At 67.1% G+C, this 12,812-nt stretch carries 13 protein-coding genes and 1 pseudogene; 4 read left to right on the top strand and 10 right to left on the bottom strand.

Features of this window, described 5'->3' with window-relative positions; all coding sequences use genetic code 11:
* From R3F42_15055 to R3F42_15080, 6 genes and pseudogenes are all read right to left on the bottom strand, one after another.
* Positions 1 to 312 (bottom strand): hypothetical protein (locus R3F42_15055; GenBank protein ID MEZ5543339.1); only part of this gene is annotated, 312 nt, incomplete at its 3' end.
* 403 nt (positions 313 to 715) lie between these two features.
* Positions 716 to 1,522, bottom strand: a complete 807-nt coding sequence (locus tag R3F42_15060; protein MEZ5543340.1) for a class III extradiol ring-cleavage dioxygenase — start codon at positions 1,520 to 1,522, stop codon at positions 716 to 718.
* Positions 1,523 to 1,531: 9 nt separating this feature from the next.
* Positions 1,532 to 1,963: a DUF3617 family protein gene (locus tag R3F42_15065; protein ID MEZ5543341.1), complete on the bottom strand. Its 432-nt coding sequence runs from the start codon at positions 1,961 to 1,963 to the stop codon at positions 1,532 to 1,534.
* 13 nt (positions 1,964 to 1,976) lie between these two features.
* Positions 1,977 to 2,363: a lactoylglutathione lyase gene (gene gloA, locus R3F42_15070; GenBank protein ID MEZ5543342.1), complete on the bottom strand. Its 387-nt coding sequence runs from the start codon at positions 2,361 to 2,363 to the stop codon at positions 1,977 to 1,979.
* Positions 2,364 to 2,572: 209 nt separating this feature from the next.
* Positions 2,573 to 3,790 (bottom strand): annotated as a pseudogene (locus tag R3F42_15075) (argininosuccinate synthase).
* 431 nt (positions 3,791 to 4,221) lie between these two features.
* Positions 4,222 to 6,318, bottom strand: a complete 2,097-nt coding sequence (locus R3F42_15080) for an FAD-dependent oxidoreductase (GenBank protein MEZ5543343.1) — start codon at positions 6,316 to 6,318, stop codon at positions 4,222 to 4,224.
* Here R3F42_15080 and R3F42_15085 point away from each other — a divergent pair.
* On the top strand, positions 6,275 to 6,556 hold the full coding sequence (locus tag R3F42_15085; protein ID MEZ5543344.1) for a hypothetical protein: 282 nt from the start codon (positions 6,275 to 6,277) through the stop codon (positions 6,554 to 6,556). The genes R3F42_15080 and R3F42_15085 overlap by 44 nt on opposite strands.
* An 8-nt stretch (positions 6,557 to 6,564) precedes the next feature.
* On the opposite strand, the gene R3F42_15090 is transcribed toward R3F42_15085, so the two are convergent.
* Genes R3F42_15090 through pdhA form a run of 4 tightly spaced genes read right to left on the bottom strand, consistent with a single transcriptional unit; the run spans position 6,565 to position 9,113 of the window.
* Positions 6,565 to 6,885 (bottom strand): biotin/lipoyl-containing protein, encoded by a 321-nt coding sequence (locus R3F42_15090; protein MEZ5543345.1) that lies wholly within the window; start codon positions 6,883 to 6,885, stop codon positions 6,565 to 6,567.
* Positions 6,886 to 6,943: 58 nt separating this feature from the next.
* Positions 6,944 to 7,144: a hypothetical protein gene (locus R3F42_15095; protein ID MEZ5543346.1), complete on the bottom strand. Its 201-nt coding sequence runs from the start codon at positions 7,142 to 7,144 to the stop codon at positions 6,944 to 6,946.
* Complete coding sequence (locus tag R3F42_15100; protein MEZ5543347.1) at positions 7,141 to 8,121, bottom strand: alpha-ketoacid dehydrogenase subunit beta; 981 nt, start codon at positions 8,119 to 8,121, stop codon at positions 7,141 to 7,143. Before R3F42_15100 ends, R3F42_15095 begins: the two co-directional genes overlap by 4 nt.
* Positions 8,121 to 9,113 carry a pyruvate dehydrogenase (acetyl-transferring) E1 component subunit alpha gene (gene pdhA / locus R3F42_15105; GenBank protein ID MEZ5543348.1) on the bottom strand — a complete coding sequence of 331 codons (993 nt, stop codon included), beginning with the start codon at positions 9,111 to 9,113 and terminating at the stop codon, positions 8,121 to 8,123. Before pdhA ends, R3F42_15100 begins: the two co-directional genes overlap by 1 nt.
* Positions 9,114 to 9,379: 266 nt before the next feature.
* Between pdhA and R3F42_15110 the strand changes: the two genes are divergently transcribed.
* The 3 genes from R3F42_15110 (at position 9,380) to rnt (ending at position 12,812) form a co-directional block, all read left to right on the top strand.
* Positions 9,380 to 10,933: a leucyl aminopeptidase family protein gene (locus tag R3F42_15110; protein MEZ5543349.1), complete on the top strand. Its 1,554-nt coding sequence runs from the start codon at positions 9,380 to 9,382 to the stop codon at positions 10,931 to 10,933.
* A complete protein-coding gene (gene pyrC, locus R3F42_15115; GenBank protein ID MEZ5543350.1) occupies positions 10,924 to 11,952 on the top strand; it encodes a dihydroorotase in 1,029 nt (342 codons plus the stop codon). Before R3F42_15110 ends, pyrC begins: the two co-directional genes overlap by 10 nt.
* A 194-nt stretch (positions 11,953 to 12,146) precedes the next feature.
* Positions 12,147 to 12,812: a ribonuclease T gene (rnt, locus tag R3F42_15120; GenBank protein MEZ5543351.1), complete on the top strand. Its 666-nt coding sequence runs from the start codon at positions 12,147 to 12,149 to the stop codon at positions 12,810 to 12,812.

The raw sequence follows: 12,812 nt of genomic DNA on the forward strand, positions 1-12,812 counted from the left end.
CCAAGAAGAAACGGCATCAAAGTACCGCCCCACTCGCGGGTCTCTCGGGTTATTTCCGTCCAAATAGCCCAACGTTCGCACTCGAGCATCATGATAGGCCGCGAAGGCGTTGTGAGAGCGCCGAATATAGGCGAGAACTACTTGTCTCCAACGGTCCTTGAAGGCTGCGCGAAGAGCGTTGTTCAGGAAATGATTGACTACCCAGTATGGGGCTTGAGGGAACTTGTCCGTCAGATCAGGAACAACCGCAGACCGGAACTCAGCGATACCGGGCGCGATGAGTTTGCTTAGAATCTCGGGGTTCCACTGCATGGCAATCTAACTACTATTCGACGGAGTGGGTAAACCTGCCAACAGTTGGCAAATCTGTATATCCAATTTCTATATATATGAAATCAGTGTGCATATCTAGAAATTAGGCAGGTAGGCCGCTCCCTGCAGGACGACTAGTACATTCGTACTAGTGCGCCCAACCGTGGCCGATACGAATCACCCATGCGGGCACTGCGGCAGGCTGACGGGATGTCTGCCTGCGCGGGAATGACAACCGGGGTGTGCTGCGTGTCTCTGCGTCACTCATGCTGCGCTGCGCCACCCTGCAGCGCTCGAGCTCCGCGCCATCCGTTGCGCCCTTCGCAATGCCCTTGCTGCAGGCGCGGCGGCATGACCCGTGGCGCATGCGTCCCGGCGTGTGGCGGGTTATGCAATCACGCCACTACCATTGCAATCCCAGCGCCCGCTTCCCCAGCACCGCGTCGTCGAACACCACCCGGGCCGGGCCGCCGGCCACGCCGTAGCAGACGTGCAGCGGCAGCAGGTGTTCCTCGCGCGGGTGGCAGTAGCGCGCGTGCGGCGCGTCCTCCCAGCCGGTCAGCCGCTGCGCGCGCCCGGCTTCGTCGAGTTCGTGCGAGGTACAGGTCTCGACCAGCCAGTCCTGGAAGGCCGCGTTGGCGGGATCCGGCGTGCCCGGCCGGGCGGCGAAGAAGGCGCGCAGGTTGTGGAAGGAAAAGCCGGAGCCGACCACCAGCACGTTGCGGGCGCGCAGTCCGGCCAGCGCGCGGCCGATGCGGATGTGCAGCGCGGGATCCAGGCCGCGCACCAGCGAAAGCTGTACGCAGGGGATGTCCGCAGCGGGATACATCAGCTTGAGCGGCACGAACAGGCCGTGGTCGAAGCCACGCGCGGCGTCCACCGCGGCGTCGATGCCGGCACCCGCCAGCAGCCCGCGGACGTCGCCCGCCAGCGCCGGGTCGCCCGGTGCCGGGTATGCGATGCGGTAGGATTCCGCGGGGAAGCCCGCGTAGTCGTAGATCAGCGCGGGCCGTGCCGCACCGGTCAGCGTGGGCACGGACGCCTCCCAGTGCGCGCTGATCAGCAGGCAGGCGTCCGGCCGGCCGAGATCGCGCCCGATGGCGCCCAGGAATTCGATCAGCGCGGCGTGGTGCGGCTCGCCCAGCAGCGGCCACGGGCCGCCGCCATGCGGCAGGAACAGGACCGGACTCAGCGCTGCCCGCCCCGGCATCGGCGCATCTCAGTCACACTTCGGGCCGAGGTAGCGGCCCGTCATGCGGCTGCGCTGTTCCATGTTCATGGTACCGATGGAGATCTTCATCACCATCTCGCCGGCGACGGTCCTGCCGCGCGACTCGAACCGCCCCTCGCCGGTCATGAACGGCACGCCCGTGCCGCCGTCGCATTCCATGGTCCAGGCCACGCGGTTGCCCTGCTCCTTCAGGTCCAGCAGCCGGCACTGCTCGACATTGGCCATCAGGCTGACGGGATCGTAGCTGGCCTGGTCCACACACTGGATGGTGGTCTCATCGAGCGGTTCGTTGGTCAGCGGGTTCACGCCCTTGAAGGCCATCTCCCACTTGCCCGGTTCCAGCGTGATCGCACCCGCCGGCAGCGCACAGGCCAGCAGCAGCGCACCCGGCAACAGCCGTCCCTTCGCATTCCTGTTCATTTCATCCTCCGCCTCAGTGTTTGCCGCCGAGCAGCTCGATCTGGTAGCCGTCCGGATCCTCGATGAACGCGATGATGGTGGTGCCCGCGTTCATCGGCCCGGCCTCGCGGATGACCTTGCCGCCGCGCCGGCGCAGGTCCTCCACTGCCCGGTAGACATCGTCGACCTCGATCGCGATGTGCCCGAAACCCTGGCCGAGATCGTAACGGTCGGTGTCCCAGTTGTAGGTCAGCTCGATCACCGTGCTGTCGCGCTCGTCGCCGTAGCCGACGAAGGCGAGCGTGAACTTGCCGTCCGGGTAGTCCTTCTGCCGCAGCAGCTTCATCCCCAGCACGTTGGTGTAGAAATCGATGGAGCGCTGCAGGTCACCGACCCGCAGCATGGTGTGTAGCAGTCGCATGTCTCAGCCTCCGCATAGCGGTTGGTTCAGCGTTCAGACGGCCGGCGCGGGCGCGGTCCGCTCCTGCAGACCCTGCATTGTCCTGCAGGCGCGCTGCGCGAGCCCGAACAGTTTCGGCCGAATCGTGCGCGGACACGGCCCGCGCCGCCAGGCCCGCACGGACCCAGGCGCGCTTGTCCGTGGCAGCGAGCGCGTCGTTCCCACCACGTTCAGCGGTATTTCCTGCGGTTGGCCGCGATGCGCATGCGCAGCGCGTTGAGCTTGATGAAGCCTTCCGCATCCTTCTGGTTGTAGGCGCCGGCATCGTCCTCGAAGGTGGCGATGCGCTCGTCGAACAGGCTGTCGGTGTCGGACTTGCGCCCGGCCAGGATGACGTTGCCCTTGTAGAGCTTGACCCGCACGGTGCCGTTCACGGTGGCCTGCGAGGCGTCGATCATCTCCTGCAGCATCCGGCGCTCCGGGCTCCACCAGTAGCCGTTGTAGATCAGGCTGGCGTAGCGCGGCATCAGCTCGTCCTTCAGGTGCGCCACCTCGCGGTCGAGGGTCAGCGACTCGATGGCGCGGTGCGCCTTGAGCAGGATGGTGCCGGCCGGCGTGCCGTAGCAGCCGCGCGAACTTCATGCCGACGTAGCGGTTCTCGACGATGTCCACGTTTGACCGACGCCGTTGGCGCCGCCCAACGTTTGAGATCTCATGACCCGGCCCGGGCTCGCGGACTTGCCGTCGATCGCCACGGCGTCGCCGCGCTCGAAGGTGATCTCGACATAGGTGGGTTTGTCGGGCGCCTGCTCGGGCGCGACGCTCCACAGCCACATGTCCTCCTCCGGCTCCGACCACGGGTCCTCCAGGATGCGGCCCTCGTAGGAGATGTGCAGCGAGTTGGCGTCCATGGAATACGGGCTCTTCTTGCCCTTCTTGTGCTCGACCGGGATGTTGTGCTGCTCGGCGTAGGCCAGCAGCGTCTCGCGCGAGGTGAGGTCCCACTCGCGCCAGGGCGCGATGATCTTGATGTCGGGATTGAGCGCGTAGGCGCCCAGCTCGAAGCGCACCTGGTCGTTGCCCTTGCCGGTCGCGCCATGGGCGATGGCATCGGCGCCGGTCTCGTGCGCGATCTCCACCAGGCGCTTGGCGATCAGCGGCCGCGCGATGGAGGTGCCGAGCAGGTACTCGCCCTCATAAATGGTGTTGGCGCGGAACATCGGGAACACGTAGTCGCGCGCGAACTCCTCGCGCAGGGTCTCGATGTAGATCTCCTTCACGCCCATGGCCTTGGCCTTGGCGCGCGCCGGCTCGATCTCCTCGCCCTGGCCGATGTCGGCGGTGAAGGTCACCACCTCGCAGCCGTAGTTCTGCTCCAGCCACTTGAGGATGACGGAGGTATCCAGCCCGCCGGAGTAGGCAAGCACCACTTTCTTTATGTCTGACATACGTATATCTGCCCTGGCAGTGACCCCCGGACCGGGAGTGAAATTTATCTACTGGCTTCCGTCATTGCGAGGAACGCCGTGTCGAAGCGATCCCCCGCTGGCGGTCGCCACATGTATTGTGACCTGCATTAATAGCCGACATGTTCTGAACGCCATTCCGGTCAAGCGAGCGCGAGCCGGAATCCGGAGCATAAAGCGCAAATCCGGGTTCCCTGGCCGCCACGGGCATCCTGCCCGCTCGCGACACTCGTACATCCCACTACATCGTGCGCGGGAATGACATCATGCTCCGCAGGACTTGTCACTGGATTTTGCAATATTCAACAACAGATTGTTACGCTGGCCGCTCCCGGCTTCCCGCCTCCCGCGGCACTCATACAGCCTGAATACCGTGCCCGTAATGACGTGATAACCGGCCGATGCGGGGCTGCCTACGCCTGCGCCGGCCTGGTGCTGCGCCGCAGGCGCGAGAGCAGCCGCCGCGCCAGGTCGCCGAACAGCTCGGTCTGGGTCGGGTGCGGATGGATCGCCGCGCCGACCTGCTCCAGCGTCATGCCGCCTGCGACCATCATCACCGCCTCGCCGATCAGCGTGTCCGCGTGGTCGGCGAGGAAATGCACGCCCACCACGCGGTGCGTGGCCTTGTCGGCGACCAGCTTGATCAGGCCGTGGGTCTCGTGGTTGATCATCGCCTTGGCATCAATGTTCATCGGCACCTTCACCTCGGCGACATCCATGCCCCTGGCCTTGGCCTGCTCGGTGGACAGGCCGACGAACGCGGCCTGCGGGCGCGAGAAGATCACGCCGCAGTCCAGGTCCTGGCTGTACTGCATGTCCTCGCCGAGGATGGTGGCGGCGGCGACGCGGCCCTGCTGCGCCGCGGTGTGCGCCAGCATCAGCCCGCCGATCACGTCGCCGACGGCGAAGATGTGCGGCACGCTGGTGCGGCAGCGGCTGTCCGCCGTGACGATGCCGCGCTCGCTGGCCACGCCGGCCGCCGCCAGGTTGAGCCCGTCCAGCACCGGCCGCTTGCCGGTCGCCATGATCACGTAGTCCACGGCCTGGTTGTGCGCCTTGCCGGCGCTGTCAGTCCAGGCCACCTGCATCGCGCCGGGCGTGCCGGAGATGCCGTTGACCGCCGCGCCGGTCTGCACGTCGAGGCGCGGCTCGGCGACCAGGATCTCGGTGAGCGCCTGCGCGATCTCCGGCTCGACCTCGGCCAGGATGCGCGGCTGCGCCTCGATGAGCGTGACCTGCGCGCCGAAGTCCTGGAAGATCTGCGCCATCTCCACGCCGATGGCGCCGCCGCCGATGACGGCGAGTTTTTTCGGCGGCGCGGCCAGCGTCCATACCGTGTCGGAGGTCAGCACCCCGCCGCTGTCCAGCCCTTCGCGCGCGCCGGGGATCGGCGGCACGAACGGCGGCGCGCCGGTCGCGATCACCGCGGCGCCGAAGCTGATGCTGCGCGCGGCCTTGCCGGTCGGGACCGCCGCGCGGCTGTGGGGATCGTCGCTGTTGTTCGCGGTGTTGACGGCCAGCGTGTGCGCGTCGACGAACTGGCCGAAGCCCTGGAGGTAGTCGATGCGCACGCCCTTGTCGGTCTTGAGCGCCATCGCGCCGCGCGTCTCCAGTACCTGGCGCCGGTGCGCCTCCAGGTCGGCCCACACCAGCTTGGCCTTGTTGGTACCGGCCACGCCCAGGCGGGCGTCCTCGGCGCGGTCGCGCATGCGGTCGGCCGCCGCGCGCCAGGCCTTGGAGGGGATGCAGCCGCGCCACAGGCATTCGCCGCCGGGGAACGGTGCGTCGTTGACCAGCGCGACCTTGAGCTTGTGGCCGACCAGGTCGCGCGCGCAGTCCTCGCCGCCCGGACCGCCGCCGACCACCACCACGTCGTAGTCCCACTCGCCCGCCGGGATGGCCGGCCCCCCCGGGCCGATCCAGTCGGCCGGCTGCTGCACCAGCGCCTTCAGGGTCTTGAGGAACAGCGCGACATCGGCGCCGTTGATCACGCGGTGATCGGCGGTGACGGTGAAGGCGCTGCCCTTCTCCGTGTTCGAGGCGATGGCCAGGATCGCGGCCAGGCCGGGCGTGGCGATGGCGTCGAAATGGCTGACGTCGAACATGCCCATGTTGGAGATCTGGAAGGTCGCGCCGGTGAACTCCTCCGGGTTGAGGTGGCGGGTGCGCGCCCGCGCCACCAGGTCCTTCCAATCGTCGTTCAGCGCGGCGAGCTCGCGCGCCTCGCAGCCGCGCAGGATCGGCACCACCAGGCCGCCGTCGTCGGCGGCCACCGCCATGCCGATGTCGACCTGGTTGCGCTCGATGAGCTTGTCGTCGGGCTGGTAGCACCAGTTCATCTTGGGATGCTGCGCGATGGCGAGCCCGCAGGCGCGCGCGATCGCCACCGTCACCGACACGCCGGCGCCCTTGGCCGCGGTCATCAGCGCGTCGAGGCGGATATGGGTGGTCACGCGGAAGGTCGGCATGGAGATCGAGGACGCCATCGCGCGCGCGATCGCCTTTTCCATCGACCGCATCGGCCGACCGTTGCCCGGCACGGGCACCTCGAACGGCGCCGGCGCGCGCTGCACGTCGGCCGCGACCACCACGCCGCCCGGACCGGAACCGCTCGGGCGGTCAATGTCGGTGCCGAGCTGTGCGGCGAGCCGGCGCGCCAGCGGCGAGGCCCTGTTTGCCTGCGGCCGCGGCGCGGCGCGGCGCGGTGGCGGCAGGCGCAGCGGCGAGGCGCTGCGGTCGGTGCCATGACCGGACGTTCAGCTTGGTGGCCGGCGCCGGCGCGGCGCTGCCCTGGCGGCCGCCGGCTTCGCCTGGCTGGCATCGACGGCATCGTTGCGTTCCACCAGGTAGGCGATCGCGCTGCCCACCGGCACCACGCTGTCGACCGGCGCGATGGGCCCGGACAGGTAGCCGTCGCGGAACACCTCGACGTCCATGACCGCCTTGTCGGTCTCGACCGTGGCGACGATGTCGCCGCGCTTGACCGCGTCGCCGACGTTCTTCTCCCAGCTCACGATGACGCCTTCCGTCATGGTGTCGGAGAGCTGGGGCATCTTGATTACGTAGGGTTCAGCCATGGTTTTCCATTCAGGTCAAGGCGCCACAGCGCACACAGAGTTAAAAAAAGCCTAGAACCTATCTCACAATTGGCACAAGCATTCCTACTTCGTCATGCCCGCGCAGGCGGGCATCCAGCAAACCCGCGCAATACTGGATTCCGGCCTGCGCCGGAATGACGAGAAACATGGCCGCCGCAGGATTTTCCAATTTCGAGATAGGTTCTAGTACGGCCTTGATAAACTCTGGGTACTCTGTGTGCTCTGTGGTAAAAATCAAATCCCGAACATCCTGCGCACGGCCTCGACCACGTCGTTGGCATCCGGCAGCGCGGCCTTTTCCAGGGCGTGGTTGTAGGGGATCGGCACGTTCAGCGCGGAGACGCGCACCGGGGCGGCGTCGAGCTCGAAGAAGCACTCCTCGTTGATGATCGCCATCACCTCGGCACCGACGCCGACGGCGGGTTCGGCCTCCTCCACGATCACGGCGCGGTGCGTCCTGCTGACCGACTCGCGGATGCCCTTGCGGTCGAGCGGGCTCAGCGCGTACAGGTCGATCACCTCGGCCTCGATGCCGTGGTGCTCGGACAGCAGCTCGGCGGCCTTCAGGCACCAGTGCACGGAGATGTTGTAGCCGAACAGGGTGACGTCGCGGCCCGCGCGTGCGACCTCGGAACCTTCCAGCGGGTGGAAGTATTCCTCCTCCGGCACCTCGCCCTTCATGTTGTACATGAGTTCGTGCTCGTTGATGAACACGGGGTCGTTGCAGCGCACCGCGGATTTCAGCAGGCCGTAGGCCTGGCGCGGGTTGGACGGCGTGACCACGCGCAGCCCGGCGATACCCATGAACACCTTCTCCATGCGCGCGGAATGCTGCGAACCGAGCTGGTGCGCGGTGCCGCCCGGGGAGCGCACCACGATCGGCGCCGTGAGCTGGCCGCCCGACATGTAACGCACCTTGGCGGCGGTGTTGAAGATCTGGTCCATGGCGAGCCAGGCGAAGTTCACCGACATGATCTCGATGATCGGCCGCACGCCGAGGAAGGAGGCGCCGATGCCCAGGCCGGTGAAGCCGTTCTCCGAGATCGGCGTGTCGATGACGCGCTGCTCGCCGTATTTCTCGTACAGGCCGCGGGTCGCCTTGTAGGTGCCGCCGGCCACGCCGATGTCCTCGCCCATGGCGATGACCATGGGGTCGTTGGCCAGCTCCTCGTCGTGGGCACGCAGGATCGCCTCCCAGAACATGATCTCGGCCATTATTCCACCCCGCCCCTGACCCAGGGGTCATTCTCGGCCAGCACGTATTTCTCCACGTCCGCGATGTGCGGCTCGGGCGATTCGGTGGCGAAGCGGATCACCTCGTCCTCGATCTCGTCGAGTATCTCGGTATCCATATTCTTGTATTCCTTCAGCGTGAGTTTGCCGTCCTCGATCAGCCGGTCGCGCAGCATGATGATCGGGTCGCGCTTGCTCCACATGCGTTCCTCGGTCTTGGCGCGGTAGGCGTTGGAATCGGACATGGAATGACCGCGGTAGCGGTAGGTCATCAGTTCCAGGAAGTACGGTCCCTTGCCGCCGCGCACGTGCTTGACCGCCTTGACCGCGGCCTTGTACACCAGCTCGATGTCCTGGCCGTCGCACTGCGCCGAGGGGATGTTGTAGCCCGCGACGCGCTTGTACTGGTCGACCACCGCGGTGGAACGGTCGATGCGCGTGCCGATGCCGTAGAGGTTGTTCTCGCACACGTACAGCACCGGCAGGTTCCACAGCGCGGCCATGTTCAGCGATTCGTGGAAGGTGCCCTGGTTGTTGGCGGCGTCGCCGAGGAAGCAGATGCAGATCTCGTCGCCGCCCTGCATCTGGATCGCCTTGGCGATGCCGGCGGCGAGCGGGAACGGCCCGCCGACCAGCGCGTAGCCGCCCATGAAACGGTGCTTGACGTCGAAGATGTGCATGGAGCCGCCGCGGCCCTTGCTCACGCCGGTCTCCTTGGAGAACAGTTCCGCCATCACCGCGCGCGGGTCCGAGCCGGACTTGATGGCGTGCACGTGGTCGCGGTAGCTGGTGATGACGTAGTCGTGCCCGACCCGGGCCGCTTCCAGCACGCCGTGCGCGCAGGCCTCCTCGCCCGGGTACAGGTGCAGGAAGCCGCCGATGTTGCGTTCGACGTAGGCTTCGTAACAGCGTTCCTCGAAGCGGCGCGCGAACAGCATCTCCCGCAGCAGGCGTATCTTGTCGGCGTCTTTCATAGTGTAGGGATCTGACCCGGTGACTGCGGCGCACGGCCGCGGGCCGGGCGGTCACTGGTGGTGGTTATGGGTGTCTCGATCACGACTTTGCAGCACTCCGAAGTTACCGTTGCGGCAGCGCCCGCGCCCGTCCACGCCATGCCGGATTTCCGGCGTTCCGTGGCCGGACAGGCCCGCGCAGGCGCAGGCCGGTCTCGTGCACCCGGCTGGCGCCATCCCCCTGAATTGCAAGGGGACAGCGGTACCGGAATCCCGGCAAGCGCGATATGATCAGCGTTTTGCAGGAACAGGTCAAGGCAATCGGCATGGATATCCCCTTCCGTCACAGTGAGAAAATCAAGCTGAATCAGCACACAACTGACCTGGGCGCGGCGGCGGCCGACAAGCTCGCGGCGCTCGTCGTGCTGCTGCCGGCGGCGCCCGGGAAGGCCGCCTGGGACCGCGTGCCCCACGCCGACGTCCTCAAAGGCCGCTGGCAGCAGCAATTGCGCCGCGACCGCGACAGCGACTGCCTGATCACCGACCTGCCGAACGCGCGGGGCACGCGCGTGTACCTGCAGGTGGTCAAGCCGGACACCCCCGCCTTCGCCAGCCTCGGCAAGCTGCGCGCGCTGGCCGCCGCGCTGTTCAAACTCGATCCGGCCGCGGCGGCCGTGCAGCTCGCCGGTCTGGATGACGACAGCGCGGGGCGCGTGGTGGAACATCTGTGCGCCGCCCTGCTCGCCGCCGCCTGCCCGATGCCGAGCTACAAGCACAAACCGCAACCGCCGCCCGTCCTGCGCCGGCTCGATATCCACGGGCTCGCGGCCAAGGTCGACCTGGCGCCGGTGCAGGCGGAAGCCATGGGCAATCACCTGGCGCGCTGGCTCTCCGCCCTGCCCGGCAATGAACTCACGCCCGGCAAGTACCGCGCCTACATCGCCAAGCTCGCGCGGCAGCAGGGCTGGAAGATGCAGTTCCTCGACCGCAAGGCCCTGCAGCAGCAACACGCGGGCGCCTTTCTCGCCGTCTGCCAGGCCAGCCCGACGCCCGATGCCGGCATCGTGCACCTGCGCTACCGGCCGCAGGCGCGCGGCCGCAAGCTGGCGCTGGTCGGCAAGGGCATCTGCTTCGATACCGGCGGCGTCAACGTCAAGCCGGCGAAGTTCATGAACGGTATGAACGAGGACATGCAGGGCAGCGCGGTGGCGCTCGGCACGCTGCTGGCGCTGACCCGCCTGCAGTGGCCGCACCCGGTCGACTGCTGGCTGGCGCTGGCGGAGAACCATGTCGGCAGCCGCGGCTACAAGCCCAACGACGTGGTCACCGCCTGCAACGGCACGACCATCGAGATCAAGCATACCGATGCCGAGGGGCGCATGATCCTGGCCGACACCCTGGCGCTGGCGAGCCGGGCCGCCCCGGACGTGCTGATCGACTACGCCACGCTGACCGGCGCCTGCATCTACGCCCTGTCCTCGCGCTACAGCGGCGTGTTCAGCAACCGCACCGGCCTGCACGCGGCGCTGATCGCCGCCGGCGCCGAGAGCGGCGAGCGCGTGTGGCCGTTTCCGCTGGACGAGGACTTCGACGAGCTGCTCAAGTCGGAGATCGCCGACATCCTGCAGTGCAGCCTGGAGAACGAGGCCGACCACATTCTCGCGACGCGTTTCCTGCACCGGTTCGTGGACCGCCACATCCACTGGATCCACGTCGACCTGGCCGCCAGCAACAACAAGGGCGGGCTGGCGCACATCCCGACCGACACCACCGGCTTCGGCGTGCGCCTGACCCTCAACCTGCTGCGCCGCCAGGCCCTCATGGACGGCGCATGGAACTGAGCCTGACGCGTCCCGACGACTGGCACCTGCATGTGCGCGACGGTGCCGCGCTCGGCAGCGTGATCGCGCACACCGCGCGGCAGTTCGCGCGCGCGATCATCATGCCGAACCTGCAACCGCCGGTCACGAACGTGGCGCAGGCGCGCGCCTACCGCGCGCGCATCCTGGCGGCCCTGCCCGCGGGCAGCACGTTCGAACCGCTGATGACGCTGTACCTGACCGACAACACCACGGCGGCCGACATCGAGGCGGCGGCCGCCGACGGGTCGGTGCATGCCGTCAAGCTCTACCCCGCGGGTGCCACCACGCACTCGGATGCCGGCGTGACCGATATCAGCAACACCTGGGCGGCGCTGGAGGCGATGCAGGCGCGCGGCCTGCCGCTGCTGGTGCATGCCGAGGTGACCGATCCCACGGTGGACGTTTTCGACCGCGAGCTGGTGTTCATCGACCGCGTCCTGGAGCCGCTGACGCGGCGCTACCCGGAGCTGAAGGTCGTGCTGGAGCATGTCACCACGCGCGAGGGCGTGGATTTCGTGCTGGCGGGGGGCGGCCACATCGCGGGCACGCTGACCGCGCACCACCTGCTGCTGAACCGCAACGCGATGTTCCAGGGCGGTCTGCAGCCGCATGCCTACTGCCTGCCGGTACTCAAGCGCGAGACCCACCGGGCCGCGCTGGTCGGCGCCGCGACCGGCGGCAGCGGCAGGTTCTTTCTCGGCACCGACAGCGCGCCGCACGCGCGCGAACGCAAGGAAAGCAGTTGCGGCTGCGCCGGGATCTACACCGCGCACGCCGCGCTGGAGTTGTACGCCCAGGCCTTCGAGGACGCCGGCGCTCTGGACCGCCTGGAGGCGTTCGCCAGCCACTACGGTCCGGACTTCTACGGCCTGCCGCGCAACTCGGGCAGCGTCACCCTGGTGCGCGAGGACTGGCAGGTGCCGGACAGTTACCCGCTCGGCGCGTCCAGCGTCATCCCGATGCATGCGGGCAAGACACTGCGCTGGCGGCTCGCGTAATCATAATCAATGTGGATCAATGGTGGGATCGATCAATGGGGTCAGACTCGATTGATCTGAAAACAACGCAGCAATCAACCACCCTGCAAAAGATCAATCGAGTCTGACCCCATTGATCATCTCGAGTCTGACCCCATTGATCTTGCCATTGATCTTGCATCGCATAAGCTGTCCCGTTTCGGTATGCTGTCGGCATGCTGAACGACACGGATAAATCACCGATTGCCCGGCGCTTCCGCGGGTTTCTCCCGGTCGTGGTGGATATCGAGACGGCGGGTTTCAACGCCAAGCGCGATGCGCTGCTGGAGATCGCCGCCGTCACGCTCGACATGGACGAAGCCGGTTATCTTTGCCGCCACGAGACCATCGCCTGCCATATCGAACCCTTCCCCGGCGCCAATCTCGAGGCGGAATCGCTGGCCTTCACCGGCATCGACCCCTACAACCCGTTTCGCATGGCCAAGCCGGAACGCGATGCGCTCGAGATCATCTTCAAGCCGGTCCGGCGGCGGATCCGCGAAAGCGGCTGCAAGCGCGCCATCCTGGTCGGGCACAATGCCGCCTTCGACCTGTCGTTCCTGAACGCGGCGGTGAACCGCACCGGTATCAAGCGCAACCCGTTCCATCCCTTCAGCACCTTCGACACCGTGCCGCTCGCGGGCATGGCCTACGGCCAGACGGTGCTGGCACGCGCCGTGGAGGCGGCCGGCTTCGACTGGAGCAATGACAAGGCGCATTCCGCCATCTACGACACCGAGAAGACCGCCGACCTGTTTTGCGCCATCATCAACCGCTGGAACGAGCTCAACCTGCAGCACGGCGAGGGCGCCGGACCGGCGCAGCGGCGCCAGGGTAACTGA

The sequence above is a fragment of the Pseudomonadota bacterium genome, assembly GCA_041395565.1.
Taxonomy (GTDB): domain Bacteria; phylum Pseudomonadota; class Gammaproteobacteria; order UBA9214; family UBA9214; genus UBA9214.

Excerpts from the sequence above, each read along its gene's own strand:
- R3F42_15060 (MEZ5543340.1), bottom strand. The coding sequence starts at position 1,522 with ATGCCGGGGCGGGCAGCGCTGAGTCCGGTCCTGTTCCTGCCGCATGGC.
- R3F42_15065 (MEZ5543341.1), bottom strand. The coding sequence starts at position 1,963 with ATGAACAGGAATGCGAAGGGACGGCTGTTGCCGGGTGCGCTGCTGCTG.
- gloA (MEZ5543342.1), bottom strand. The coding sequence starts at position 2,363 with ATGCGACTGCTACACACCATGCTGCGGGTCGGTGACCTGCAGCGCTCC.
- R3F42_15085 (MEZ5543344.1), top strand. The coding sequence starts at position 6,275 with ATGGAGATCGAGGACGCCATCGCGCGCGCGATCGCCTTTTCCATCGAC.
- R3F42_15080 (MEZ5543343.1), bottom strand. The coding sequence starts at position 6,318 with ATGGAAAAGGCGATCGCGCGCGCGATGGCGTCCTCGATCTCCATGCCG.
- R3F42_15090 (MEZ5543345.1), bottom strand. The coding sequence starts at position 6,885 with ATGGCTGAACCCTACGTAATCAAGATGCCCCAGCTCTCCGACACCATG.
- R3F42_15100 (MEZ5543347.1), bottom strand. The coding sequence starts at position 8,121 with ATGGCCGAGATCATGTTCTGGGAGGCGATCCTGCGTGCCCACGACGAG.
- pdhA (MEZ5543348.1), bottom strand. The coding sequence starts at position 9,113 with ATGAAAGACGCCGACAAGATACGCCTGCTGCGGGAGATGCTGTTCGCG.
- R3F42_15110 (MEZ5543349.1), top strand. The coding sequence starts at position 9,380 with ATGATCAGCGTTTTGCAGGAACAGGTCAAGGCAATCGGCATGGATATC.
- pyrC (MEZ5543350.1), top strand. The coding sequence starts at position 10,924 with ATGGAACTGAGCCTGACGCGTCCCGACGACTGGCACCTGCATGTGCGC.
- rnt (MEZ5543351.1), top strand. The coding sequence starts at position 12,147 with ATGCTGAACGACACGGATAAATCACCGATTGCCCGGCGCTTCCGCGGG.